Here is a 25,587-nt window from a genome sequence, read left to right on the forward strand (position 1 = left end):
GCAAGAAACCAAGGGAGTGATAAGCAACATGCCGAATCAAATGGTGCTACAGGAGAGAATAAGCAAGGTATCCCAAGCGATGGAGTCTATGAAAAACACAAGCATCAATGAACAGTTTCCAATCGGACTAATCGACATACATCTATGGGAATGGCCTCAAGGTGTCGGTCTGTATGGCTTGCTTCAGCTCCATGAGACAACTAAAGATCCTAAAGTGCTGGAATTTCTCGAATCATGGTACAATGCAAGGCTGATGGAAGGATTACCGGAAAAAAATGTGAACACTTGCGCTCCGCTCCTTACTTTGATCTCATTATGCGAGCTGACCGGAAACCCGGAGTACGAACAGGTCTGTGAGGAGTGGAGCAGTTGGATCATGGATGGGCTGCTGCGAACCGGAGATGGGGCATTTCAGCACATGATCACGGGAGACGCCAATGATGGTCAAATTCTGATTGATACCCTGTTTATGACGGTGCTATTTTTGGCCAAGGCAGGGGTATACTTCAAGAAACCCGACATGGTGGAAGAAGCCAAACGACAGTTTCTTGTGCATATCAAATATCTGTATAACAAGCAAACCGGATTGTTCTATCATGGCTGGGATTTCAATGAAAATCATAACTATGGTGCTGTTCATTGGGGAAGAGGCAATGCATGGTATACGGCGGGAGTTATGGATTTCCTGAATATCATTCCGATCGAAGACGGGCTGAAGGCCTATCTGTTGGACACAGCAACCGCTCAAGTCAGAGCACTGAGTAAGCTTCAGGGTGAGGATGGCATGTGGCACACCGTGCTGGATGACCCCGAATCATACAAAGAAACATCGGCAACAGCAGCGATTGGATACGGCATTCTCAAGGGAATCCGGTATGGATACCTGGATGAATCCTATCGCCAGAATGGCTTGAAAGCGCTTGAAGCGGTGTTGAAACAAATTGATGATCACGGAGTCGTACAGCAGGTGTCCTACGGAACTCCTGTAGGGCAGGATGCTCAGTTTTATAAAGATATATCGATTAGTCCGATGGGTTATGGACAAGCACTTACGTTGTTCATCCTGATTGAGGGCTTGCGGGTTCCAGCCGCCGAATAAAATAAGGCGGACTCCTGTGGAGGATATGGGAAGATAATTTCCTGTATCCTCCTTTTGGTTGAAAGGGCACCTATTTTGTTCTATACTCCTTTGAACAGCCTCTACTAAATAGATTATTGAAGGAGTAGTGAACAAAATTGGAACTCAAAGAACGTCCAAAGATAGCAATCAAGAAAACAAGAGTAGAAATAGTGTTAGACATCACGACATTCATGTTGTTTATTATCTTTACGTTATACTTCACCCAGCAATGGATGACATTACCGAATGAGTTGCCGATACATTTTAATATGAAAGGGGAACCGGATGGGTGGGGGGGAAGTGGGTCGTTTGGATACCATTAATAATCGGACTTATATTATGGATTGGTCTATCGACTCTTGAAAAATACCCACATACATATAATTACTTGAACTTAAATTTAGACAACGCAGAGAGACAATATACAAATGCTCGTATCATGGTTAATGTAATGAAGGCCGAAATAACACTGTTTTTCATGTATATAAGTTGGATAATTATCCAATTCTCCAGTGAAAAGGAGAATGTTATGAATCATAGCTGGTTACCAATTGTAATATTTATTATTGTTCTATTTAGTTCAATTGGATTCTTTATATACAGATCATTGAAGTTGAAATAACCCTTTGAACATGTTTGAGCGTACCCCCTAGAATTCCGTGAATATACTAGGGGGTCTTCTTGCGTTCAACTCCTGCCTGTCATTGTGGGCTCCGCATATGCCCTGATCTCAATCAGTTCCGCGTACCTGCTGCCATGGGTGGCATCTATGAGTATTCTCAGTACCTGTGCGTGTACAGGCAGATCGAGAGAATGAATGACTTTTCTTTTGTGGTTTTCGGTTACGCTTACTATCCCGGTCCACTCGCCAGACGGATTCAACCATTCAACCCGGTAATCACGCACAACCTCAGGCATGACGCGGAATGGAGTCTTATGGTGATGCAGGTTGACCAAATCCTCGTTCACATCATCATTGAACGTCAAGTGAAGTTCAGCGAGCGTCAGCGGTGCATCCCATGTCAGTTGAACCCATTCTGGTTGGGCAGACTGCATCGGCTGTGACATCCATTGCTGCGGCCCGCCGAAGGGTCGGTGATAACCGTTAATCGTTTGAGCTGCTGAGTAGGCTGCGGTCATGGAGAGGGTGCGGCAGCAGAAAGGCTTGCGTGCCAACCCTTGCATGGACCATAATACAACCGGTTGATCTGTGGCATGATCCTCCAGATTCTTGGACACGTGATTTTCTTCCGTCCGAAAGAAAATCAGTATTCCACTGTGTGCTTCCGTAGAATGGTAAAGTGAGACTGCTGTATTCGCCCGGATGATGATAAAGGCATTCTGAGGTTCATCTGGACACCATTCGAGTGGAAGCTTCACCCACTGCGCGATTCCAGTCGTAAGATTGGCGGTTGTTGTGGCCTGTAGCGTATGCGGGACGTAATTTTCCTTACGCCCCGTATCCCACAGCTCTACCGCAAGCTCGGTATCGCTGGATGCATCCAGCAGCAGCTCCAGCCCGCTGAGCCGTGGATGCACGGGCAGCAGCAAGGCGGCATCCGTACCCAAAGGGTACGTCTCGCCTGGCTGCTCCAGGGCGATGCCCGTCAGCGTGCTGGAGGCCGTGGCCTCCGCATGACGGGCCAGATCCAGCTCATCGTTGCTGCGCACCCCGATGATGGAAGCGTCTTGCCGCAGCAACGTCTGCTGCAGCGTCGCAAGATGCCCCGCGTACAGCTCCCGCGGGGTCACCCCCATGGCCGCGCAGAGCGCCGCGCCCGTACCTGCGGCTTCGCCGATGACCGCGCATGTTGCCATAACGCGGGTCGTGCCGAAGGCGACATGCGAAGCGCTGATGTCGCGTCCGGCCATGAGCATATTCCGCACATTCGCGGAATATAACGAGCGGAACGGCACGTGATATACGCCGTCGGCGTGCATATGCTTCGAGCCGCTCGCTTCGGCGTACATGCCCTGCGGAGGATGCAGGTCAATCGACCAGCCGCCGAACGCAACAGCATCCGGGAACTCCCGCTGGCTGATAATATCGTTCTGGGTGAGCACATAGTCACCGGTGAAGCGGCGGTATTCCCTTTTGCCAGGCAGAGAACCAATCCACTCCAGCGTCATCTGATCGGCTTCGAATTTGCCGGAATTTTTGATATAGTCCCAGATGCCGTAGATCACCGACCACAGCTCATCGCGGATCAGCTCATTATCATGTACGGTGTCGTGTTCGCCGCCCCATTCAATCCACCAATAATGACAACCGGAATCCCCGCTACGAATGACCCGGCGAATCGGAATGCTGGTCTGTGTAATATCCTTGGCAAAAGAAGGCGGGATATAACGAACCGGTGCGCCAGCATCCTTCGTGTAGAAGAGGAGTGTGCTGCCCAGCGTAATCTGGTCGGCCACCTCTGGTGCCCATTCCTCACCATATTCGCTACGCGCTTCACGGCCGAGCGCAAACTTGGCTCCCGCCAAAAAACCAACCAATCCATCACCCGTACAATCCAGATACATGCTGCTCTCAAACTTTATTTTGCGTTCAGAACCCATCATCCACCCGGTTACGGAGGTAATGGTGCGTTCCGTTCCATCCCCTGTAGCTTCAACTTCATGAACATCCGTGTTCAGGTACAGACTGATATTCAGTTCGGCTCGAACCGCTTCCAGAATGACCAGGTCCCAGAGATAGGGATTCCCCTCCGGGTTACGATACTGATTCTCGACAAACAGTTCCCCCATGATGCCTGTCTCGCGTGCATAGCGATTGATGCCGTGGGCGGTGGCTCCGCAGACCCACACCCGGACCTCACTACTGGAATTGCCGCCGAGTACCGGGCGATTCTGTACCAGAGCAATCCGGCTGCCCAGACGTGCAGCGGCTATAGCAGCGCAGACCCCGGCGAGACCGCCGCCAATGACGGTAATGTCTGATTGAACGAGTTCAACTTTCATATCTGTCACACCTCTTTCGCTGAAATGGAAAAGCTTGATGTACTGTACCTATCTGTGATTTGCGTAGATTCATCCTGTAAAATTATTTCTGTGCACATTCATATCTATAATTTCATCGTAGTTCTAACGGTTCACTTTTCAAATACACTATATTATCATCAAGCATATACTTTATTTCATATCAAAGGCGGGTGTGTCATGAACCTCTTGAACCACATCTACTGGAAGAAAAAAGCGGAATTTGCCCTTGCAGAGGATATCTATGATGCATGGGTCATGTTCGCCGTAGAAGAAGGCGTATTTCGCTATGAGATCGGGGGGCATACAGGAGAGGCAGGATTCGCTGAACTGGTATTGTGCCCGCCCCATGTTCCTTTTCGCAGGGAGATGGTAACCCCGCTGACGTTTCATTATATTCAATTCAGTTGTAGTCCCGCAGAGGTTGCGGACTATCTGCCCCTGATGGGGAAATCGCACATTAATGATACCAAGCGTCTGGCGTCAACGTATGCCTATCTGCGTCAGGCAAGCGAGGATCATGATGAAGTCTCAGGTGAGTGGAAGGGCCATCTCATGATGGATCTGTGGCAGTTGTATCAATGGGAGCGAAGACAGAGCAGACAAATGGAACGAAAATTTACAGAGGACGCGCTGATGGCTGAAGCGGCAATATTGATCGAGGAGTGGGCAGGAGACGCAGTAAGTCTGCGTGCTCTGGCTGATCGTCTGGCGTTGAGTCCAGTCCAACTGACGCGGCGGTTCCGAGAGGCTTTTCAGGAGACGCCATCCGAATATCTGAGAACGATTCGTCTCAAAAAGGCAAAGACTTTGCTTATAGATAGCGGTCTGACCCTGACGCAGATCGCCGAAAGATGTGGATATGAGAACGGGTTTTATCTCAGCCGTGTGTTCTCTTCCGCTATGGGAATCAGTCCTTCTGAATATCGGAAACGCCACCAGGTATGAACCGTCCATTCTTGCTGGAATAGAATAGAACATATCTGTGCATATTCGCTCTTCTATAACTCATCAATATCACATAACCATGCAAAACATTCCGTTCCCGCAGAGAACGAGAAGCTGGTGCTATAATGGGTTCAATAAGGATAAGGGAGCATATCAAAGGATGAAGAAGCCAAACTGGAAGCGGTTGTTGCCACAGAGGCTCAGGTATCGGCTGTTCGGTGCGTTTGTGGTGCTCATTCTGCTGCCGTTCAGTGCCTTAAATGTTTATAACTATCAACAGATCGAATCTTTGGTTGAGCAGAAGATCAGCGAACAGAGTCATGAGCAGCTGGTGCAGATGTATCGTTCTCTGGAGGACCAGATGAGCATTGCCTTCAAAACGCTTATTTTTCTGGAACAGGATTCGGCGGTACGAAATGTGCTGACTTCGCCAGACCATCGTTCCTCGTTGGAGAACAAATCGCTTGTCGAAGAGAAATTCAAGATGATTAATAACAGTTTCTTTCTATATAATCCTTCGGTGTACTTCACGTTGCTGGATTTTGATGATAGCGTTTACACCTCGTATCTGCCCAAACAGGCACTGGCCTATGCCCCGCATCTGGAACAGTTCCGCGAGAGGTTGGGAGAGATCACCTTAACCAAGGGCGGGGCCGAACTCCCCCCACTTGAGCCTGAAGAGCTTACGTATCGCTGGGATGCCCGGGACCCGAATCCAGTGCTGCGGGAATTATCCTCCAGCCCATATCTGTTGTCGCTGTACGCGTACATGAAAGACAGCGGTGGCAAACGATACGGCTTGGCACGGATCAGTATCGATTATTCCTACTGGTTCCAGACCATGCTGAAGGATTCGCAGAGTAATCAGGAGTATTTTCTGATCACCGGCCGCGGAGAGACGATTGCCCGATCCACGAAAACCGCCATGATTTCCCCGGAGGTTACGCGTGAAATCTCTCTGCATCCGGCTGAGGCCTACCTGACCGATCCAGCCTCAAGTACACTGATTAATTATGTGTACATTGAATCACTGGATTGGTATATGGTGAATCGCATTCCATTGTCCATTCTGTTTACAGAGATATCGGAGCTGAAGCGGCGTTACTTTTTGACCTTCTTTGGTTTCACAGGCGCATTTGTGCTCATGGCCTTTATGATCTCGGCGACCTTTACACGGCCTTTGTCCCATCTCCAGAACCAGATGAAGGAAGTCGTCCGCCGAAACCTCAAGATTCGTATCCCTGAAGGCCGTAGTCGCGGTGAAGTGCTGGAACTGACCCGAACCTTTAATACGATGCTGGATGATGCCAATCAGATGATCATTAGACTGAAAGCGGAGGAACGTCAGAAGGAAGCGGTACATTTTCACATGCTCCTGGCTCAGATGAATCCGCACTTTCTTCTGAACACACTGAATACAATGAAGTGGAGTGCGATTCGCAGTGGGAATGAAGAAATCTCCGAGATGTGCGTTTCCCTCGGCAAATTGCTGGAGGTCAGCCTGAATTCACAGGTTGAGCTGGTGTATCTAAAGGATGAGATTGAACTGGTTCAAGCCTATCTTCACATCCAGCGTATCCGTTATCGGGACAGCTTCGAGGTGACCTGTGAATTCGACCATAAGCTGGAGTATGCGCTGGTGCCCAAGCTCAGCTTACAGCCATTAGTCGAGAATGCAATCCATCACGGGGTCGGGCCATTGGAGCAGCGTGGTCAGATTTGCATCCGTATCTACAGGTATGACACCGCGAAGCTGATGCTGGAGGTGGCGGATAACGGTATTGGAATGGAAGAATCCCGGCGTTTGCAGATGAGCCGGACACGTCCGGGAATCGGCCTGTCCAATCTGAGGGAACGCTTGCGGTTATTGTTCAAAGGACAAAGTGAACTTGAAGTGATGAATACCCACCCGGGGACATTAGTCAGGTTCAGCATTCCTTTTTTATTGTCGACGCCTTATGTGCAGAAGCGATCCGACTAGACGACTGGAGAGGGGAAGCTGCAATGTGGAAGGTGCTGCTTGTAGAGGATGAAGTATTCGTACGGGAGTCGGTGCGGGAGATTATTTCCTGGGAAGAACTGGGGTTCACGGTCATTGGAGAATCTGGCAATGGAACCGAAGCGCTGGCGATGATTATACAGGATGCTCCGGATCTGGTGTTAACCGATATTGTTATGCCAGGCATGGATGGTCTTGAACTGCTCAAACAGACTCGCCGGGCCGGTCTGAAAACCAAGTTCGTGATGCTCACCTGTATGGGGGAGTTTGAATATGTACGTCGTGCAATGGAATATGGGGCTTCGAATTATATTTTGAAGCTGTCGATGAGTGTTAATTCCTTGCGTGATACGTTACGTAAAGTGAGTGCGGAACTGGGAGCTTCGGCTGAAGCAATTACGGATACTGATCATCATAATCATCCTGAAGTGCCGGCTCCCACACCAATTCTCACAACGACGTCCACACCTGATCCTTCTCTTACGGTTTCTTCTGCGCTCCCGACTGAATCTGAACTGCCGTTCACAACAGTGCGTGGTCCGATGGTGACACATCCCGAGATTAGCAAGATTATGGAGTATATTGGACAAAATTATGATCAGGATATCACCGTCAAATCGATGTCCCGATATGTCATGATGGGCGAAAATTATGTAAGCGCTCTGTTCAAAAAGAAAACAGGGCATACCCTTATTCACTATTTGCATGGGATACGGATGGAGAAAGCAGCAGAATATTTGCGGGAGACGAAGCTGCCCGTACAGGAGATTGGCTACCGGGTCGGATTCGGAAGTGATAATTATTTTATCAAAATATTCAAGCGCTGGACCGGTTGTACACCTAGCCAATATCGTCACCGATCTTAACCCTGAGGATGAATAGATGAAGGTGCTGATGGAAAAGGAATAGATGAAATGTGTACATCTGGCGGCAATGAAATCACAGACAAATCCGTATTTTTGTTCAATTCGAAGCATGGATATGTATCTTATGAACACGCGTGGGTCCCTGCTACGATGTAATGGAAGGTACATTCACTTCAGATCAGGGAGGTCCTGAACCAGATGAGAACGAAAAAAGGAATAGTCACATTGATTGTAGGCGCGTTGATGCTCGGTTTGCTGGCTGGCTGTGTGGGGAAAAACGAGACAACCGGTGGAGATAACGGCGGCGGGGCGGCAGCGGGAAAAGTGAAGCTGACCATGTGGGGCGCGGTACCGCCCGAGAATGGCCCACAGGAAGTGGTGGATACCTGGAATGCAGAGCATCCGGATATTCAAGTGGAGTATGTGCGGTTTGTGAATGACGATGATGGCAACCTCAAGTTGGATACGGCGCTGTCCACCGGACAGAATGTCGATCTGTATGTCAACTACACGCTCACGAATCTCGACAAACGTATCAAAGGCGGAACAGCACTTGATCTGGGCGAGTTCACCGATTACAACATTGATGAGAAAATGGGGGAAGACGCGGCTTCGTGGAAAGTGGACGGTAAATACTACGGCATGCCGACCAAGAAAAATGCTGCCTTCTTCGCCTTAAATATGAAAGCGCTTAACCAAGCGGGATTAAGTGTTCCTACAGCGTGGACTTGGGATGAGGCTCGTGGATACGCACTTAAACTGAAGACAGCGGGCTTCAAGTACGGACTGGTTCAGCACACCGCTTCCTACGTGGACCCGCTCGATTCCGTCCTGGTCAAGAATGGTTATGTGAAGGCAGATGGCACATCCAATCTGGATGATCCCCTTGTCACGAAATGGCTGGAAACGTTGAACGGAATGATGAAGGAGGATGCAACCACACCGCCACTTGGTGAACAGTTGACTTCCAAAATGCCAGTGGAGAACATGTTCCTGGGCGGCGAGTCTGCGATGATTAACATCGGCGAATGGCTGATTCGCACGTCGAACAACATGACCGAATTCCCGCGGGATTGGAAAATCGCCTTTGCACCTGTGCCAAGACTAGCTGCACAGGAAGCGGATATGGTGAAGAGCGGTGGATTGGGTGACTTCATCGCCATTAATTCCAAGTCGAAGAACAAAGAAGCTGCTTGGGAGTTCCTGAAATGGTACGCGGATGGGGGCATGATGCCAATGGCTGCGGGTGGACGTTTACCGTCCTCCAATGTAGTGGATCAACAGACGGCGATTGACCACCTGTTAGGCGACCATGCTGATTCTTATGATAAAGAATCATTGGAGTTTGTGTTATACGGTGACAAGACACCTACGTTTGTCCGCAGTATTGCCCAGGAAGTGGTGGATCTGCGTGCACAGGAGTATGAAAAATTCTTCCTCGGCAATCAGACTGCCGAAGTCACGGTGCAGAATATGGTCAAACGCCATAATGACTGGCTGAAGCAGAATCAATAGAATGCAACTTACGTACAGACCGAGGGCCGTCCCAACTGGGGCGGTTTTTTGCGTCGTGCCTATCGTGCTGGAGTCTTCCGAGCCCCCTGTCTGTTCATAGTTATTCATTGGATAAATCTGTTCTCCCGTGGGCTGAAGTGAATAGAACGATTCCATGTGTTCTTCCCTTCCAAAAGCTACTGCCAAAATACATATATCTGTGATATCAGGTACAGGGTTATGTTCCTTAAATGTTAGAGGACATCTTGTTATGCTTAATTCCAGAACAGATATTAAGGAGTGGGGAGCATATGAACAAATCCTGGATGAAACGGCAGAGCAGGCTCGGGTATCTGTTTATTGGGCCGAATATGCTCGGGGTGCTGTTATTTTTTATCATACCGGCTGTGTATTCATTCTATCTCATGTTCACCGATTACAAATTCATGAGCCCGGAGACGAACTACGTAGGGCTGGACAATATCCGCCGTATGCTGAATGATGACCTGTTTGGGGTGGCATTACGTAACACGTTTGTGTTTCTGTTAGCGGTTCCAATATCGATGGGGCTGGCCTTTATCGTGGCTGTAGCATTGAATAAGTCTGTCTATTGGCAAAAAACACTGCGCGCGCTCTATTTCATGCCCTATATCACGAGCGGTGTAGCCATCGCATTTGTCTGGATGCTGCTGTTCCAGCCGACATCGGGACCGATTAACGGATTTCTGCGGGGCATCGGCATCACGAATCCGCCTGGTTGGCTTTCCACAACCGAGTGGTCGATGTATGCGATAGATATCATCTGGATCTGGTTTATGCTCGGGTATAACATGATCATTTATCTCGCCGCTTTGCAGGAAATCCCGGAGGAATTGGTCGAGGCAGCACGTATCGATGGGGCACGTCCATGGCAGACTGTACGCCGCGTCATTTGGCCGCTTGTGAGTCCAACTACGTTTCTGCTGCTGATTACAGGACTGATCATGACGATCAAGAACTTTGGCATCATCCAGGCGATCACGCAGGGCGGACCGGGGAACAGTACAACCGTACTGTCGCTGTTTATTTACCAGAATGCCTTCCGTTATTACGAGATGGGGTATGCAGCGGCGATTAGTTGGGCGCTCTTTGCCATCATCATGGTCTTCACGGTATTGCAGTGGCTAGGGCAAAAACGCTGGGTTCACTATTAAGGAGGGGGGGATCATGATGGAAAAGATAAATATCGCCAAACCAGGAACCCCGCGTTCGCCCAAAGTCCGCATGGAGTCTTTGACTCAGGTTCGAAGAATCCTGTTGACCCTTCTGATGTCGGGTTTCGCTCTACTGATGATTATGCCGTTCATCTGGATGATCAGCACGTCGTTCAAATCTCCAGCAGATGTCTTCACCTATCCGATCCAGTGGATTCCCTCCAGCCTGAACTGGGAACATCATATCAAGGTCTGGAGCGGAGCGGATACCTTTGCGACATATTATCTGAACTCGTTGAAAATATCGCTGATTAGCACCATTGGAGCCGTATTCCTGTCGGCTTTTGCTGCCTACGGCTTCGCGAGGGTTCAGTTTAAAGGCCGTGAGACGCTGTTTCTGATCTATCTCTCCATGATGATGGTACCGCCACAAGTGCTCTTTGTTCCTAAGTTTCTGATGTTTGAGTGGGTGGGCATCTATAATACGCATTGGGCCTTGATCCTGCCCGGAATGTTCACGATCTTTGGGGTGTTTATGCTGCGCCAGTTCTTTCTGTCTGTGCCTTCGGAAATCTCGGAAGCGGCGTTCATAGACGGTGCGGGGCACCTGCGTATATTCTTCAGGCTGATTCTGCCCTTGGCGAAGCCGGCGCTGGCTACGCTGGCGATCATCGATTTCTCTTGGCACTGGAATGATTATGAGAACGCACTCGTCTTCCTGATCGACAAAGACCTGTACACCGTGCCGCTCGGACTACAGAACTTTATTCTGGAGAACAATGTCGACTACAACGGCATGATGGCCGCTGCCACGGCAGGCATTATTCCGATGATTATTGTATTCCTGGTGGGTCAGCATTATATCATCCAAGGCGTGGCCGGAAGTGCCGTGAAGGGCTAAATCTGCTGTCACTGTGATCCCATATAATAACCCTTTTGCTGAACGAAGAGATTTTCGCGGCAGAAGGGTTTTCTGTTGAAAGGGAGAATTAATCCATGATCTGAGTTTATCCATTGGAGGCGATTCTTTATCGGGATTCATGGGACATATTTAAATGAAGGAAGAGGATGTTGTTGATGCTGAGTATAATCATATTTATTGTTTTTGTATTGTGTGGTATTTCCTCGTTCTTTCTAACCTTTTTTCCTAGTTGGATCTTTTTAAATTTGATTGGAGTAGTATTTGGAGTATTTGCACTTGGTATGGGGTTGTTTCATGGCATGAAGCAAATAATAAACATCGTAAAACGAATATCTATCAAGTGCTGTTGTGTCATTTTTGGTATCGGCTGGGTATTACTTTTTGCTTCTAAGACAGTGTCGGGTATTCAGGATATAGGTCCTTATCTCTCCAAAGATTACGAAACAATAACTGGTAAACCGAACTACATAGGGTCCATGGGCAGGAAATGGAGGGAACAATCCATCGAAATAAATCAAATGGAATTGATTAACACTCGGGATATCGCCTGGGAAAATCGAGATAAAACACTGGAAATAAAGTATCTGCCCAGAACCAAATATGTTATGAGTATTAGAGCAGTTGAGTAATCGATATGTTTTTAGATATTTCTGAGTCTAATCTGAACGATCAATATCTTCCGCAATACAATAGGGCTGACTTCGTATATAATTAACAATCATATGATTCTGTAAGACTACATAACAATCGCGAGGTGCACTAGACTTATGCCAACCATCTATGACTTTACCGTAACCAGAACCAGTGGAGAACGCTTTCCGCTCTACCAATATGAAGGAAAGCCCGTGCTAATCGTGAACACAGCGAGTAAATGTAAATATACGCATCAATTTGATGACATGCAGAAACTGTATGAAGAGTATAAGGACCAAGGGCTACAGATTATTGGATTCCCGTGCAACCAGTTTGCCGAGCAGGAGCCAGGAAGTAGTTCGGAAGCGGAATCTTTCTGCCAGATTAATTATGGTGTTCAATTTCCGATGTTCTCCAAAATGGATGTGAATGGAGAAACTGCTCACCCGCTCTACGACTTTCTGAAAAAGTCAGGGCCATTTACAGGTTTTGATGAAACTGATATACAGGCAAAACTATTGAAATTAATGGTAGCGGATAAAGCACCTCAATGGTTACATGGAGATGCGATCAAATGGAACTTCACCAAATTCTTAATTGATGCAGAGGGTCATGTGGTTAGACGTTTCGAACCTGTTGACTCCATCGACGAGATTGAGGAAAGCATTAAACAGCTTCTATAATTACACGTTCATATATCCTACAGAGGGCATAATACGAATCTTGATCCTCTCCCGAACAGGAGGTGCATGAATGTGCCAAGCTTGATGCAATTTAGCGCTTCACTAGAATATAGTTACCGTTCTACCAGCCAGTTTAGCCCGGGTAATTCAGATGGGTTCCATTCCCATCCGCACTACGAGATTTATTATTTTCATGATGGAGAGTGCACCTATATTATAGGGGACCGGGTATACAATTTGGAGCCGGGTGATCTGGTGTTGATGCATGGTTTGACGCTTCATCGGCCCCATCCAAAACCGGGCAGTACTTACGAACGAACGACCCTGCATTTCGATCCGTCAGCCATTCGCAGCAGTCTGCACCCGGACCGCATGGAAGAGGTGTTGAAGCCCTTTGAAGAACTGCGAAATTGCAGGGTGAACTTGACAGGAGATACTCGGTCCGAATTTGAAGCTCTGTTACATGAACTACATCGTTTGTCTCAAAGTCAGACGGGTTTCAGACAGGAACGCTTAAATCTTAGGATGTGTGATCTGTTGTATTTTGTAGCTGAGATCTGCCAGGGGCATGTCGAAGAACATCTTCCCTCCTCGGAGAAGGAGCGGCATGTGCAGCATATTATCCGATATGTAGACACCCATTATATGAAGGACATCGGTCTGAATGATCTTGCACTGGAATTGCATCTGTCCAAGCCATATCTGGCAGGTATGTTCAAGGAAATGACAGGTCTGACGATATTCAAATACTTGTATGACCGTCGCATTAATCAGGCGAAGCTGTTATTTCAGTTTCAGCCGGACATTACGGTAACTGAAGCAAGTCGATTGTCGGGGTTCAAGCGACTTTCCCATTTTAGCCGGATTTTCAAACAAAGTGTGGGATGTTCACCCGATCTGTATCGTACCAACTTACACCGCCAACCGTAAAATAAAGATGTAGCCAACCAGCAAACTGGTTGGCTTTTTTGTTTCTTTTCCATTCGAATCAGGATTCCTTGTGTTTAGAAAACAGGCAGAACAGGTAAAGAAAGGGTAATGAAATTAAAGGAGGCGATCATGAATGAAAGAGCGCACACCGGATCAGAATAACAGGGATACACGCCAGGAACTTACTCATGACAACCCAGAGCAATACCAGACGGAGCACGAAAGTTTGCTTGACCATTATGAAGAAGAACAGACCGTAGACCCGATTCCAATGGAAGATCTGAACATGGAGGCACAGGAAGAGAAGAATAAGGATCAGACGAAAAGTAACTCGTCTACCGAAGAGAAATACAGGGCTGATTATCGCCAAAAGGCGAGTGAATGAAGGTTAACTTCAATGGCAGATTTGAGCAAACAGGTGTCGTTTTTTTCGTTGAATATATGTTTAGTGAAAATTAATTAGTTTGTTGACTAATGTACGTTACTATATTATAGTTACTTTGTTGGTAATAAAATTAACACCATTTTGGGAGGCGAAATAAGAATGTCTACTTTTTTTGATGCGTTGAAGAACAGAAGATCTTATTATGGAATCAGCAAGGAGTCCACGATCTCGGATGCCAAGATCCAGGAAATCGTTGAAGAAGCGGTGAAATACACACCAACATCATTCAACTCACAAACTTCCCGTGCTGTAGTATTACTCGGTGAACAACATGATAAATTGTGGAATCACACCGAAGATATTTTGCGTGAAGTGGTTGGTAATGAAGAAGCTTTCAAATCCACAGCTGAAAAAATGACTGGCTTCCGCAGCGGATATGCTACGGTTCTCTTCTTTGAAGATAACAATGCGATCGCACAGCTTCAACAGAATTTTGCGGCTTATGCAGATAACTTCCCGATCTGGGCTAACCAATCGAATGGTATGTTGCAACTGGTAATCTGGACTGCTCTGGAACAAGAAGGTCTGGGTGCATCTTTGCAGCACTACAATCCGTTGATTGATGAGAAGGTTAAGCAAGAATGGAACATTCCTGAGAACTGGAGACTGATCGCTCAGATGCCATTTGGTAAACCGACGTCAGCGCCAGGGGAGAAAGAATTCCAAGCGATCGAAGAGCGTGTTAAAGTACACAAGTAAGCTTCATATTCCCAACATTTGACCACATACGGCCTCGCTTCAATTTGATACGATGATAGTTGATCGTAATCCAATGAAGCGAGGCTTTTTGATGTGAATAATAGATTAGAGAATATAGCAAACCGACGCGTGTGGAAGATTGCTATATGCGGGTTATTAACACTTGGCATGGTGGCAGGACCTAACACGGCCGTAAAGGCTGCAACAGTGCAGCAACAATTTCAGGATACCTATAACAGTTATGCCAAGGATGCCATTACACATCTGGTGGACAAAGGGATCGCAACGGGTACTTCAGAGAATACGTTTGAACCGAAGAAATCCGTTACTCGTGCAGAATTTGCAACGTTTGCTGTGAGATTGCTAGGTTTGAAGCCAGTCCAAAATAATATTAATCCATATCAAGATATCAGCATGAGTGCCTGGTACTACGGTAACGTTGCCGCCATGACCAATCTTTTTATCCTGGAAGGTAAAGGTCAGGGAACATTCCAGCCCAATGCCTCCATCACACGAGAAGAAGCGGCAACACTGCTTGTTCGCATGTTAAAACAGCAGCCTGTCGTGACTGGACTGTTATCTTCAACCTATTCTGACGCAGCGGATATCTCGGACTGGGCACGCCCTTATGTGCAGACGGTCTATCAGCTTGGACTGATGCGGGGTAGCGAGGGATTGTTTCGACCGCATGACCAGGTAACACGAGAAGAAGCGGCAGTCATGCTCAACGCCATTGTACAAAAGAAAACCTGGTCCGAACAGTTACAACGTGCAGATGAACTCGGCGTTCAGCTCGGCTGGCAATATAATTCCTCTACGGCAGAATTCAAGCAACAGGTGCAGCAGTCCGAAGTGAATACGCTCGTCCCACGCTGGTTTTTTCTTAACAGTAGCATGAAAGTAACCGATCACGCCGACCCGGCATTAATCTCCTGGGCTTCCGCTACAGACAGGCAGTTATGGCCATTGCTTGGTAATCGCTCGGATTCCGCCATAACACATCAGATGTTGTCCAGCCAAGCGAACAGAGCAGCAGTGATCTCACAGGTAGCGGCCTACGTCCAAACCTATAAGCTGGGTGGAATTAACGTGGATTTTGAAAATGTCGACCCTGCGGATCGTGAAGGATTAACGGCATTCGTCACTTCCCTGACAGCCGCGTTGCATGCACTGGGTGCTGTTGTATCCGTGGATGTATCGCCAGACCTGGGTACGGATTGGACGGATGCATTCGATTATGCCAGACTGGGTGCTGTATCGGATTATATGGTACTGATGGGGTATGAAGAGAATTGGAATGGTGATCCCAAGGCAGGATCAGTGGCTTCCTATCCCTGGGTAGAAAAGGCGCTGGATACGTTGCTGACCGAGGTGGTACGTGCCAAAATCATTCTGGCTCTGCCGTTGTATACACGGGACTGGTCCTCTGTGGACCCAGCAGCTTTATCCTGGGACATTACATTGGCAGAACAAGGAATACGTGCGCGTGCTGCGGGCTCTGTGAGACGTTGGGATGCGAACCTGGTTCAGTATATTATCGGGTACAACAGTAACGGTACACCCCGATATATATGGGCAGAAGATAGTCGCTCTTTATCGGCTAAAGTATTGATGAGTGAGCAACGGCAGATTGCCGGATTGGCATACTGGTATATGGGCGGAGAAACCGCAGATGTATGGAACGCCATTTCTAATGCTTCGCGATTTGAATCCTATAACTTCTAGATTGTCCTCACCGCAGTATTGATTTCATGCGAACAGCTATAATAACTCGATCTTGCACTGATCCAAACGCACCGTGATTCATACGGATGGTTTGGGTCTATTTGTTTTGGTACAAGATAAAGGATATGAGGAACAGTTTAAGCCTGACTGAGCGGTTTAATGTATAAAAGGACAAATAGTTCAAATAAATAGATCAAGAGATCAATGGAAGTACAGGAGGAGAAGGAGCATGCGAGAGGTTGATTGCATTATCGTGGGTGGAGGGCTCGCAGGGCTTCAGGCAGCCATCCAGCTTGGGCGTTATTCGTCTCATCAAGTGTTAGTGATCGACGCAGGAGAAGGCAGATCTACGCTGTGTCGAACGTATCATAATATTCTGGGGTTCCCCGATGGGGTATCTGGTGAAGAACTCCGAGCCAGGGGGAGAATGCAAGCTGAGATAACTGGTGTTTCCTTTGAGCAGGAACGCATCGTTGAGGCCGGACGTCAAGGGGAACAGATTCGGCTAATCGGTTCTTCCGGCTCTGAATATAAGGCCAATACTGTATTGCTGGCAACGGGTCTCTCGGATCGTGTACCGGATATTAAGGGATTGACCCCAACACTTGGTCGCACAGTCTATGTCTGTCCCGATTGCGATGGATATGAGATAGAGAATAAGCGCACGATACTGCTGGGAGCTGGTGAAGCCGGTGCTCATATGGCGATGATTTTAATTGCACGCACGAACGAACTGTTATACATCAATCATGAGCAGACTCCCATATCTGCAGAGCTTCATCGCAGCATGAAAGAGGCGGGAGTCCGTTATCTGGAAGCGGCTGTGCAGGAAGTGCAGCAGATCGAAGACGGACACATTACGGGTGTTCTGACCGAAGATGGACAGATTTTTGAGTCGGAGCGAGGGTTTATCGCTTTTGGAGGCAATCGGGTGCACTATGAATTGGCGGAGCAACTTGGGGCTGTAATCGCAGATAATAAGCATGTTGAAGCCGATCCGCGGAGTTTACAGGCAGCGAGTAATGTATGGATTGCCGGGGATCTGGGTCTGCATGCCGAACAGGCTACCGTCGCCATGGGGGAAGGGTCGATTGCCGCGATCTGGATTCATAAGGCGCTACAGCAGATGGAGAAACATTAAGTGTTAAGTTTAAATCCAGAATGCAGATGAACTGCTCAGGTAACTTTAGTAGGTAACCGAAAAGTCCTCCCAAGCCTATAAAAGGCAGGAGGACTTTTGGAGTTGTCATCTTCAGAGCAACCATTACTTATCCGATGAATCGGATGAATGATCGGAAGAGGTCTTGTTCTTGTCATGATGAGAGAAATCCTTGCGAATGTTGTCCACGATATCACCAACCACATCTTCAATCATGTCGGTTGGACCTGGATTTTTCTTGTCGGGATGGATCACGGTATTTACACCGGGTTCAAGCTCTTCATTTGTTTTGTCAGGTTTGGCTTGGTCACTCATGGCAATTCCTCCTTGTCCATAATGTGTAAGGTGCTCCTTAACTTATCCAAACACCTTCTCGTCTATGTAAACGATTAACCGCTGGAGCTCTTTTGAAACGTAGCTACTTGCAGTTTAGAACGTATGTACTGGCATATAGAAGATATATGCAGAATAAAAAGTCCTCTGATTAAACTTCATCAAGACGTTTATATTATAGATAATCAATGCTTGTTAAGCTTCATGCTTGAAACCAAATAAACAACTATTCTTCAGGAGGTTATGACAATGACTAAACAGAATCATGTAATCCATAAAGATGGCCAAGTTTCAACGGACAAGGTGGACAACGCGATCGAGAAGATTGCACCGGAAGAAAGAGAACAGATTTTACAGAACTTTGACGCATTCAAAGCATACCTGGGTAAGCGAATTGCCATGGGTGAATCCATCGGACTAAGTGAGGAGCAAATGGCCAAAATCGCCGAGAAAGTAGCGGATTATCTGGCAGCTCGGGAAGAACCGCGTAACCGTGAAGAAAAACTGCTTCAGGAACTGTGGAATGTCGGTAAGGAAGAAGAGCGTCATATGCTGGCTCATATGCTCGTTCGTTTGGCACAAGGCTCCACAGCCAATCATTAAGATCAAGCATATACGTTTAAAATTCATTTACATGCATAAGAATCGTATATTTGCTATTGGAAACCCTGAAGGCCGATGCCTTCGGGGTTTCTTTGTCGGTTACATGTCGGCTAGATGAACTACAGATGGTAGTGATGACGTGTATTGTAACTATTTTTAATCTGGCTGATACTTTTGTTGTTCTTATTACAAGTATGATAAGAAAACAAGAAACGTTGAATCGATAGTTCGCATGAGCGTTTGAGACGGAAGACTTCCGGTTAAGGAATAGTAACGTTCATATTAAGGAGAGATGTTACCTATGAAGAACGCGACAAAACAATGGAAACTACGAATGATCGGTGCAGTTGTTGCTTTACTTGGTACGATTGTGCTGACTACATATTTGCTTACCCCTGCGAATGCTCAAGGTAGTACAGAAGCTCAACAACCTTCTGCGAAAGAAGCTCAGGTTGCCAACTCTGAAATGTTTACAGCCTATGTGGAAGGTTTGCACCAAGAGAATGGCAAGTTGGTTATGTCAGTGGACAAGATTGGCTGGTATCAAGGTGAAGAAGCTGATACTATTTTTGAACAGCGAAATCCGGAAGCAGGTATAGATGGTGCTCCAGATGGTTACTATATTGTTAATGACAATAAAGAGCAGGAAAAGATTGAGGTTAGTGCCAACGCTGAGGTTTTGATGCAGTTGTACGACCGGGACGGGACGATGCAGGGGGCAGACATTCAGTGGAATGAGCCTGTAACACTCTCCAAGTTCGAATCATTGTATGAGAATACTCGCATTCTTGATCTGTCGATTTTCCCTTATCATCTTACAGTCCAAGATGGAAAAGTCACTAAAATTGTGCAGCAATACATCCCATAAACGAATAGAGAATCTTCATTTAAGCATTCCCCCGATCCTTTGGAACGGTGAGGGATGCTTTTTGGTTATGACAAATTCATGAAAGCGATTGTAATTAATGGTAGGTACATGTATCATTATTGGAATGGCGTTTTTACATAGTTCAGGAGGCTCCTCATGCTTAAAGATATGATTGCATTAACCAAACCCGGACTTCTAAGGCTCAACGTATTTGCGGTAGCGGTAGGATTCTGGGTAGCTTCAAAATGGGATATCTCGTGGGTATCTCTGCTCATGGTAGTTATTGGGTCAACACTGGTCATTGCTTCAGCTTGTGTAATCAACAATTATTGGGATCGTGAATTGGATCAAAAGATGGAGCGAACCAAAAAACGGATGGATTACATTAATCATCTGAAGCCCGGATTTGTTCTGGGCTATGGGATTATCCTTGGTGTTGCAGGAGTGGCGGTATTGTTCCTCCTCGTGAACCCGTTGTCAGGCTGGATGGCTTTGCTCGGATGGTTCGCGTACATCGTGATTTACACGATGTGGTTGAAACGCAGTTCGACCTGGAGCACATCGCTGGGTGGAATCGCGGGAGCGATGCCACCTGTCATCGGTTATACGGCTGTAACGAATGAGATTGATGCGGGAGCATGGTTGTTATTCGCACTTTTGTTCCTGTGGCAACCTCCACACTTCTGGTCATTGGGTATTCGCCGGGTCGAGGAGTATCGTGCTGCCGGGTTCCCATTGTTGCCTGTTGTTAAAGGGGTAAAACGCACCAAGCTGCAGATGATTCCTTATGTTTTTCTGCTGATTCCTGCCGTATTCCTGTTGTATTATTATGACTACGTAGGTTTGGTGTTTCTGATTGTATCCCTGATCGCAAGTATAATCTGGTTCGTGCATACACTCCGTGGACTAAAGACAACGGATGATGAGAAATGGGCCAAAGTGAACTTCCTGATCTCGGTCAACTATCTCATGCTTATATTTATCCTCATGGTCGCGAATACGACTTGGTCTTAATCCGTATGATGGAAAGCCGCACTGCCCTGGTACATGGTGCCTGAAAAGGACTGCTGATCTAAATGAAAAAGCATTCTATGGAATAGCGTTGGACAACCCTAGGCTGTCGCAACACGTTCTCTGGGGTGCTTTTTTCAGGTTGTATTTGGTATAATAAACAAAAGAATGATACATATGGAAAGTATTATGTAAGATGGGAAGTGCCAGTATGAGGAATGTGGAACAGGCCGTACTTTGGAGACAAGAAGGCAAGGTGCAGGAAGCGATTGATCTTCTGCAAGAGATTACAGAACATGAACCTGAGAACGCTCAGGGCTGGTACCAGTTAGCCTGGGCGCATGATTCTCTTGGATTGGAGCGGGAAGCTGTCCCACACTATGAGCGAACTCTAAGTCTGGAGCTTCCAAGCGAGGACAGGGCAGGTGCCATCCTTGGACTTGGCAGTACCTATCGAACGCTTGGACAATACGATGCGGCGAAGATCTGGTTGGAGACCGGGATGAGGGAATTCCCGGAGTACCGGGAATTTGAAGCTTTCTATGCGATGGTGCTCTACAATCGGGGTGAACATGCTGAAGCCATGCAGCGGCTGCTTATACAACTCGCGGATACGTCAAGTGATCAGAGAATAAACGACTATAGCAGAGCAATCCGTTTCTACGCAGATCAGCTGGATCGGGTGTGGGAATAAATTTTAATCCATAAAGGAGATGAATTCATGAATTCCAATCAAGATATGAAGCAAGTAAACGAAAGGTTGGATCAACTTGAATATAAGCTGGATAACCTTCTGGCTGTCAGTATGCAAAATAATAAACGTTCACCCGGAGTGCGCTTTCTAATTGGTTTTGGCATCACGATTGTGATTATATCTGTACTGCTGCTGACTCTTGGTGTTATTCAATTTGTGAGTAACGGATAGGAGAAATCGATCATAACGACACAGGTAGTGAGTTCTCCAAAGTTACATAACCGGGCCAAGCCACTGCTGCACCTCTTCAATGAAACGGCGCGTAGCGGGCGATAGATTGCCTAACGAGGGGCAGGCCATGCCGATTGTGCGATAAGGATCTCCAGTGAGTGGCACAAGGGCGAGTGCATCCGTATGATTTTGCAGCACCATCTCCGGAAGAAGGCTGATTCCTAGGCCGTTGCGAACCATTGCCATAATCGCCTGATCCTCGGCCACTTCATAGACGACATTGAGTTTGGCTGCATGCTGCCGGATCAGTCGTTCAATCTCGTTATCCCCGCCCCACTTGGGCAGAATGAAGGGTTGCTCCAATAAGATATCAAACGATACTGACTCCTCTGAGGCGAGAGGATGATCCAGAGGCAGGATGCACATCATCCTGTCTTTTTGCAATGGAATGGTCTCAAAAGGCGATGAATCGCCGAGGGACAGAAATCCGAGATCGATGGCGCCTCCGGCTAACCAGCCCTCAATCTCGGCATAATCACCTTCCCACAGCTTGATTTCTATGCCAGGATGACGCAGACGGAATTGCTTCAGTATGCCTGGCAGCCATTGTGTGGAGACACTGGCGAAGGTACCAATACGCACAGTACCAATCTCAGCGCCGCGAATCAGGGAAATCTCTTGGTTCATCAGTTCCGTCCAACGCAGAATCTCACGTGTGTAGCCCAGAATACGTTCGCCTTCATCGGTTACCCGTGCACCGGAACGTCCGCGATGGAGCAGTGAGAAACCACATTCAGACTCCAGACTGGCGATGGCATGGCTGACCGCGGATTGGGTGATGTTCAGTGTCTTAGCTGCTTTGGTGAGACTGCCATATTCGACAACGGTATTCAATATTTCGTATTTGATTAACGACATGAGCTTATCGTTCCTTCTTTCATTTAATACATGAATTTATTTCATATAATCCATTATAAATATTCATTTTTATAATGCAAATAGATCGTTTATACTTGCCAAGGCGAGTTAGTTTGACCCACGATCACACAGATCAAATTACATAGAATGAAGGTTGAAGCAAGATGAATGGTGTACAGGTTAATCAAGGTCAGGCAACGAGAAGAGCGGACATACAGATGCTGCTCGCAACAGTCATATGGGGATCGTCTTATCTGTTTATGAAATCGGGACTTGCGTCCATGCAGGAGTTGAATCTGGTTGCATTTCGTTTTGGAATTGCCTTTCTTGCGGCAGGGATTCTTTTTCATAGGCGATTGTTTAAAATGGATCGAAGAACGCTAAAGGCAGGAGTCATTATGGGAACGGCTTTATTCGCTGCCTTTGTATTGATCACCTATGGTGTGCAACGAACAACGACATCCCAAGCGGGATTCCTTATAAGTTTGGCCGTTATTTTCGTGCCGATCCTGACGACCATCCAGCATCGTCGTATGCCGGACAAACGATTGACAGCCAGTATACTGGTCGCAGTAACCGGGCTGGGTTTGTTGACTCTTCAACATGAGCTGAGTCTTCATATGGGAGACTTATTGTGCATTCTTGCAGCGTTAGTGTATGCCATCTATATTATGATTGCTGGCAAGTACACACCGAAGCATGATCCTTTAACACTGGGGACCGTTCAATTGGGTGTGGCAGCGATGTGGGGAATTGCGGCTACATTTCTGCTGGAAACACCACGTCTACCCGATACACCGGAATCCTGGGCAGCGATTATTGGTTTGGGCGTATTGTGTAGCGGTTTGGGATATATTCTACAGACGCTCGCACAGCGTCATGCTTCTCCCACGAGAACAAGTCTGATCTTCTCTCTCGAACCTTTATTTGCAGCGGCTTTTGTTTTTACGTTTCAAGGGGAGTCGTTAACGTTGCAAGGATATGCAGGAGCAGCTTTGATGCTGGTGGGTGTTCTGATTACAGAGATCCGAATTCGACAGCCTCTCTATTGGCGACGTAAACGTCCGATTTTACAGCCGGAACTGGGCGATCAGGGAGCAGCAGGTCTGTAAAAGAGATAAGAAAGAGACTTTACGATCATCTTCAGCTAAAGATGATCGTAAAGTCTCTTTGTGTTTGCATTGGTAGAGGGAGTTGCCACATGAAGAGAAAATAAAATTGGAAAAAAATATAAATTTAACTAAACTTTATCTTGATTATCGAACCTGTAAAAGCATTCTTATATTATTTACGAATATTGTCTTTATATATATAGTTTTACTATGGAAAACCTATATAAATGGAGCATTATACATATATAAACTTTTATATAGTGTATCAGGCTTTTATTCGACAAAATAAGACAATAAAATACAAAATAAGCCTATTTCCTTAAAGTGTTGAATAGATGATAATGATAAAGCTCGATTCCATATAAGTATTTTTTACTAGTAATCTTTTCTTACCCAAGGAGGACTCTAATACATGCATTAGTCTAATAGCAATTAAGCAAGTGAATCTTCGTAACACAAATAGGAGTCTGAGGGTGGAGTTTAATACATGAAAATGAAAAATATTAGAGATAAGTTTCTCCTGGTAGTCTTAACACTGATTTTTAGCTTTAGTGTCTTCAATGGTGAGAGTTTGGCAGCGGAAATTCAGAATAGCAGCAATGGGAAAGTGAATCGGGTTTTCGTCGGAGATAATTCTTTCTGGGTACTAGGCCGTGATGGATCGACATGGTCAGCTGGCGTGAATGACTATGGACAGCTTGGTAGAAGTACTTTAAATAAATTTAACAGCCTTGGGAAGGTTTCAGTTACAGATATCAAAGATGTAATTGATATATCGACAAGTCCTAGTAAAACGTTTGTTATTAACTCTGAAGGGATATTCTCTGCATCCAAATCAACGGGTTCAGCAATTACCCCCATGAAAAATCTTAAAGCCATAGCTGGTACTGATCAGTTTGAGATGATTTTAAAAGAAGATGGGACAGTTTGGACACGAGGACTAAATGATGAAGGTCAATTGGGACTCGGAGACAAAGTATCTCGTAGTACATTTACCCAAGTGCCCGGTTTAGAAAATGTAGTTGAAATAGCGGTTGCATATAACAAATCACTTGCATTGAAATCGGATGGAACGGTGTGGAAATGGGGAAGAGAGAGGGATCGTATTAATGCTAGTGTTCCATTTGATTACAAGACCTCGCCTGTGAAATTAAATATTCAAGAGAAAATAAAACATATCTATCTGCAAGATACATTTGGTACTGCGATTGATATTAATGATACAGGGTGGATATGGGGCGAAGCGAGTAGTATTGGTAGTTTTCCTTTTCCGTCTAAGACAGGATATTCAAATTTAAAACAGCTTGCGCTGGGACCTAATCATATACTGGCCTTAGAGCAGTCAGGAACAGTCTTCTCATTGGGTGATAATACCTATGGACAGGGAGCCAGATTACCTGGTCTAACCAATATAAAATCAATCTCCACAAATCGTACGATGAGTGCTGCAGTTAGCAATACATCTCAGATTTATATTTGGGGACAGGAACTTGATAAAGACACAGCGACTCCTGAAAAAATAACCGTACCTAAACTGATTACAATTGACGATCAGCCTAAAGTACTGGACCCTTCTAAGGCTCCAAGCAATGTGAAGTTGAAAGTTATAAATGACACTTCAATTAAGCTTTCCTGGGACATGATTCAAAATGGAATTGTAGAGACCTATAATGTATACCAAAATGGTGTTCTTGTAGGACAAAGTCGTGGAAGCGATCATTTGATTCAGAATCTCTTTCCTAATATTGAATACACTTTTTACGTGACTGCTGTAGACAGAATAGGAAACCAATCTATACCTAGCAATAGTGTCAAGAAAAAGATAAGTCAAAAATATACGTATATGTATAACGCGTCAGGCCAACTAACAAGTATCGTTTTCGATACTGGGAAAAAAATAATCTATCAGTATGATTCTAATGGGAATCTGATCAAAACAACGATTCTAAATCCGTAAAAAGAAATTGATTATAATCACACATAGAACACGAACGGGGAGAACAGGTTGAAACAATCTAA

Annotated in this window: 25 protein-coding genes; 22 read left to right on the plus strand and 3 right to left on the minus strand. The window is 46.3% G+C overall.

What is annotated here, in order from left to right; genetic code table 11:
• Positions 1–28 precede the first annotated feature (28 nt).
• Together bglB and C0Q44_RS31935 are read left to right on the plus strand one after the other, a co-directional pair.
• Complete coding sequence (gene bglB, locus C0Q44_RS26515; protein ID WP_105410158.1) at positions 29–1,099, plus strand: beta-galactosidase BglB; 1,071 nt, start codon at positions 29–31, stop codon at positions 1,097–1,099.
• A 212-nt stretch (positions 1,100–1,311) separates the two neighbouring features.
• Entirely contained in the window at positions 1,312–1,443 is a 132-nt protein-coding gene (locus C0Q44_RS31935) for a DUF1648 domain-containing protein (protein ID WP_374955160.1), read from the plus strand.
• A gap of 364 nt (positions 1,444–1,807) precedes the next feature.
• On the opposite strand, the gene C0Q44_RS26530 is transcribed toward C0Q44_RS31935, so the two are convergent.
• Positions 1,808–4,084: an FAD-dependent oxidoreductase gene (locus C0Q44_RS26530; RefSeq protein WP_105410161.1), complete on the minus strand. Its 2,277-nt coding sequence runs from the start codon at positions 4,082–4,084 to the stop codon at positions 1,808–1,810.
• A gap of 198 nt (positions 4,085–4,282) precedes the next feature.
• On the opposite strand from C0Q44_RS26530, the gene C0Q44_RS26535 reads away from it, so the two are divergent.
• The 13 genes from C0Q44_RS26535 (at position 4,283) to C0Q44_RS26595 (ending at position 17,780) form a co-directional block, all read left to right on the plus strand.
• Positions 4,283–5,050, plus strand: a complete 768-nt coding sequence (locus C0Q44_RS26535) for a helix-turn-helix domain-containing protein (protein ID WP_181151181.1) — start codon at positions 4,283–4,285, stop codon at positions 5,048–5,050.
• A gap of 160 nt (positions 5,051–5,210) precedes the next feature.
• Complete coding sequence (locus C0Q44_RS26540; RefSeq protein WP_105410163.1) at positions 5,211–7,031, plus strand: sensor histidine kinase; 1,821 nt, start codon at positions 5,211–5,213, stop codon at positions 7,029–7,031.
• Between the two features lie 23 nt (positions 7,032–7,054).
• Complete coding sequence (locus C0Q44_RS26545; RefSeq protein ID WP_105410164.1) at positions 7,055–7,915, plus strand: response regulator transcription factor; 861 nt, start codon at positions 7,055–7,057, stop codon at positions 7,913–7,915.
• 198 nt (positions 7,916–8,113) lie between these two features.
• Complete coding sequence (locus C0Q44_RS26550; protein ID WP_105410165.1) at positions 8,114–9,430, plus strand: ABC transporter substrate-binding protein; 1,317 nt, start codon at positions 8,114–8,116, stop codon at positions 9,428–9,430.
• Positions 9,431–9,720: 290 nt separating this feature from the next.
• The gene (locus tag C0Q44_RS26555; protein WP_105410166.1) at positions 9,721–10,602 is read left to right on the plus strand and encodes a carbohydrate ABC transporter permease; all 882 of its coding nucleotides are present in this window, start codon (positions 9,721–9,723) and stop codon (positions 10,600–10,602) included.
• 70 nt (positions 10,603–10,672) lie between these two features.
• Positions 10,673–11,503, plus strand: coding sequence for a carbohydrate ABC transporter permease (locus tag C0Q44_RS26560; protein ID WP_105410208.1), 831 nt, complete (start codon positions 10,673–10,675; stop codon positions 11,501–11,503).
• Between the two features lie 266 nt (positions 11,504–11,769).
• Positions 11,770–12,153, plus strand: a complete 384-nt coding sequence (locus tag C0Q44_RS26565; RefSeq protein WP_146113516.1) for a hypothetical protein — start codon at positions 11,770–11,772, stop codon at positions 12,151–12,153.
• Between the two features lie 138 nt (positions 12,154–12,291).
• Positions 12,292–12,840 carry a glutathione peroxidase gene (locus tag C0Q44_RS26570; protein WP_105410168.1) on the plus strand — a complete coding sequence of 183 codons (549 nt, stop codon included), beginning with the start codon at positions 12,292–12,294 and terminating at the stop codon, positions 12,838–12,840.
• Positions 12,841–12,912: 72 nt separating this feature from the next.
• Positions 12,913–13,770 (plus strand): AraC family transcriptional regulator, encoded by an 858-nt coding sequence (locus tag C0Q44_RS26575; RefSeq protein WP_105410169.1) that lies wholly within the window; start codon positions 12,913–12,915, stop codon positions 13,768–13,770.
• A gap of 133 nt (positions 13,771–13,903) precedes the next feature.
• The gene (locus tag C0Q44_RS26580; RefSeq protein WP_105410170.1) at positions 13,904–14,155 is read left to right on the plus strand and encodes a hypothetical protein; all 252 of its coding nucleotides are present in this window, start codon (positions 13,904–13,906) and stop codon (positions 14,153–14,155) included.
• Positions 14,156–14,314: 159 nt separating this feature from the next.
• A complete protein-coding gene (locus C0Q44_RS26585) occupies positions 14,315–14,914 on the plus strand; it encodes a nitroreductase family protein (RefSeq protein ID WP_105410171.1) in 600 nt (199 codons plus the stop codon).
• A 93-nt stretch (positions 14,915–15,007) separates the two neighbouring features.
• Positions 15,008–16,639, plus strand: a complete 1,632-nt coding sequence (locus tag C0Q44_RS26590) for an S-layer homology domain-containing protein (protein WP_258166566.1) — start codon at positions 15,008–15,010, stop codon at positions 16,637–16,639.
• A 229-nt stretch (positions 16,640–16,868) separates the two neighbouring features.
• Positions 16,869–17,780 (plus strand): NAD(P)/FAD-dependent oxidoreductase, encoded by a 912-nt coding sequence (locus tag C0Q44_RS26595; RefSeq protein WP_105410172.1) that lies wholly within the window; start codon positions 16,869–16,871, stop codon positions 17,778–17,780.
• A 123-nt stretch (positions 17,781–17,903) separates the two neighbouring features.
• Here C0Q44_RS26595 and C0Q44_RS26600 read toward each other — a convergent pair whose 3' ends face one another.
• Positions 17,904–18,113 (minus strand): hypothetical protein, encoded by a 210-nt coding sequence (locus tag C0Q44_RS26600; RefSeq protein ID WP_105410173.1) that lies wholly within the window; start codon positions 18,111–18,113, stop codon positions 17,904–17,906.
• Between the two features lie 267 nt (positions 18,114–18,380).
• Here C0Q44_RS26600 and C0Q44_RS26605 point away from each other — a divergent pair, with 267 nt between their 5' ends.
• From C0Q44_RS26605 to C0Q44_RS26625, 5 genes are all read left to right on the plus strand, one after another.
• Positions 18,381–18,734, plus strand: a complete 354-nt coding sequence (locus tag C0Q44_RS26605; protein ID WP_105410174.1) for a DUF3243 domain-containing protein — start codon at positions 18,381–18,383, stop codon at positions 18,732–18,734.
• 301 nt (positions 18,735–19,035) lie between these two features.
• Positions 19,036–19,602, plus strand: a complete 567-nt coding sequence (locus C0Q44_RS26610; protein ID WP_105410175.1) for a hypothetical protein — start codon at positions 19,036–19,038, stop codon at positions 19,600–19,602.
• 156 nt (positions 19,603–19,758) lie between these two features.
• A complete protein-coding gene (gene cyoE, locus C0Q44_RS26615) occupies positions 19,759–20,616 on the plus strand; it encodes a heme o synthase (RefSeq protein WP_105410176.1) in 858 nt (285 codons plus the stop codon).
• 193 nt (positions 20,617–20,809) lie between these two features.
• A complete protein-coding gene (locus C0Q44_RS26620) occupies positions 20,810–21,307 on the plus strand; it encodes a tetratricopeptide repeat protein (RefSeq protein ID WP_374955154.1) in 498 nt (165 codons plus the stop codon).
• A gap of 27 nt (positions 21,308–21,334) precedes the next feature.
• Positions 21,335–21,538, plus strand: coding sequence for a hypothetical protein (locus C0Q44_RS26625; RefSeq protein WP_105410178.1), 204 nt, complete (start codon positions 21,335–21,337; stop codon positions 21,536–21,538).
• 42 nt (positions 21,539–21,580) lie between these two features.
• Here C0Q44_RS26625 and C0Q44_RS26630 read toward each other — a convergent pair whose 3' ends face one another.
• Positions 21,581–22,456 carry a LysR family transcriptional regulator gene (locus tag C0Q44_RS26630; protein ID WP_105410179.1) on the minus strand — a complete coding sequence of 292 codons (876 nt, stop codon included), beginning with the start codon at positions 22,454–22,456 and terminating at the stop codon, positions 21,581–21,583.
• Between the two features lie 164 nt (positions 22,457–22,620).
• Between C0Q44_RS26630 and C0Q44_RS26635 the strand changes: the two genes are divergently transcribed.
• Entirely contained in the window at positions 22,621–23,568 is a 948-nt protein-coding gene (locus C0Q44_RS26635) for a DMT family transporter (protein WP_105410180.1), read from the plus strand.
• A gap of 487 nt (positions 23,569–24,055) precedes the next feature.
• Entirely contained in the window at positions 24,056–25,525 is a 1,470-nt protein-coding gene (locus C0Q44_RS26640) for a fibronectin type III domain-containing protein (protein ID WP_105410181.1), read from the plus strand.
• Positions 25,526–25,587: the final 62 nt, after the last annotated feature.

The sequence above is a fragment of the Paenibacillus sp. PCH8 genome (assembly GCF_002968835.1).
GTDB lineage: Bacteria > Bacillota > Bacilli > Paenibacillales > Paenibacillaceae > Paenibacillus.

What these genes read in the sequence shown, in the direction of transcription:
- bglB (WP_105410158.1), top strand. Translation starts at nt 29, where the DNA reads ATGCCGAATCAAATGGTGCTACAGGAGAGAATAAGCAAGGTATCCCAA.
- C0Q44_RS31935 (WP_374955160.1), top strand. Translation starts at nt 1,312, where the DNA reads ATGTTGTTTATTATCTTTACGTTATACTTCACCCAGCAATGGATGACA.
- C0Q44_RS26530 (WP_105410161.1), bottom strand. Translation starts at nt 4,084, where the DNA reads ATGAAAGTTGAACTCGTTCAATCAGACATTACCGTCATTGGCGGCGGT.
- C0Q44_RS26535 (WP_181151181.1), top strand. Translation starts at nt 4,283, where the DNA reads ATGAACCTCTTGAACCACATCTACTGGAAGAAAAAAGCGGAATTTGCC.
- C0Q44_RS26540 (WP_105410163.1), top strand. Translation starts at nt 5,211, where the DNA reads ATGAAGAAGCCAAACTGGAAGCGGTTGTTGCCACAGAGGCTCAGGTAT.
- C0Q44_RS26545 (WP_105410164.1), top strand. Translation starts at nt 7,055, where the DNA reads ATGTGGAAGGTGCTGCTTGTAGAGGATGAAGTATTCGTACGGGAGTCG.
- C0Q44_RS26550 (WP_105410165.1), top strand. Translation starts at nt 8,114, where the DNA reads ATGAGAACGAAAAAAGGAATAGTCACATTGATTGTAGGCGCGTTGATG.
- C0Q44_RS26555 (WP_105410166.1), top strand. Translation starts at nt 9,721, where the DNA reads ATGAACAAATCCTGGATGAAACGGCAGAGCAGGCTCGGGTATCTGTTT.
- C0Q44_RS26560 (WP_105410208.1), top strand. Translation starts at nt 10,673, where the DNA reads ATGGAGTCTTTGACTCAGGTTCGAAGAATCCTGTTGACCCTTCTGATG.
- C0Q44_RS26570 (WP_105410168.1), top strand. Translation starts at nt 12,292, where the DNA reads ATGCCAACCATCTATGACTTTACCGTAACCAGAACCAGTGGAGAACGC.
- C0Q44_RS26580 (WP_105410170.1), top strand. Translation starts at nt 13,904, where the DNA reads ATGAAAGAGCGCACACCGGATCAGAATAACAGGGATACACGCCAGGAA.
- C0Q44_RS26585 (WP_105410171.1), top strand. Translation starts at nt 14,315, where the DNA reads ATGTCTACTTTTTTTGATGCGTTGAAGAACAGAAGATCTTATTATGGA.
- C0Q44_RS26595 (WP_105410172.1), top strand. Translation starts at nt 16,869, where the DNA reads ATGCGAGAGGTTGATTGCATTATCGTGGGTGGAGGGCTCGCAGGGCTT.
- C0Q44_RS26600 (WP_105410173.1), bottom strand. Translation starts at nt 18,113, where the DNA reads ATGAGTGACCAAGCCAAACCTGACAAAACAAATGAAGAGCTTGAACCC.
- C0Q44_RS26605 (WP_105410174.1), top strand. Translation starts at nt 18,381, where the DNA reads ATGACTAAACAGAATCATGTAATCCATAAAGATGGCCAAGTTTCAACG.
- C0Q44_RS26610 (WP_105410175.1), top strand. Translation starts at nt 19,036, where the DNA reads ATGAAGAACGCGACAAAACAATGGAAACTACGAATGATCGGTGCAGTT.
- cyoE (WP_105410176.1), top strand. Translation starts at nt 19,759, where the DNA reads ATGCTTAAAGATATGATTGCATTAACCAAACCCGGACTTCTAAGGCTC.
- C0Q44_RS26620 (WP_374955154.1), top strand. Translation starts at nt 20,810, where the DNA reads ATGGGAAGTGCCAGTATGAGGAATGTGGAACAGGCCGTACTTTGGAGA.
- C0Q44_RS26625 (WP_105410178.1), top strand. Translation starts at nt 21,335, where the DNA reads ATGAATTCCAATCAAGATATGAAGCAAGTAAACGAAAGGTTGGATCAA.
- C0Q44_RS26630 (WP_105410179.1), bottom strand. Translation starts at nt 22,456, where the DNA reads ATGTCGTTAATCAAATACGAAATATTGAATACCGTTGTCGAATATGGC.
- C0Q44_RS26635 (WP_105410180.1), top strand. Translation starts at nt 22,621, where the DNA reads ATGAATGGTGTACAGGTTAATCAAGGTCAGGCAACGAGAAGAGCGGAC.
- C0Q44_RS26640 (WP_105410181.1), top strand. Translation starts at nt 24,056, where the DNA reads ATGAAAATGAAAAATATTAGAGATAAGTTTCTCCTGGTAGTCTTAACA.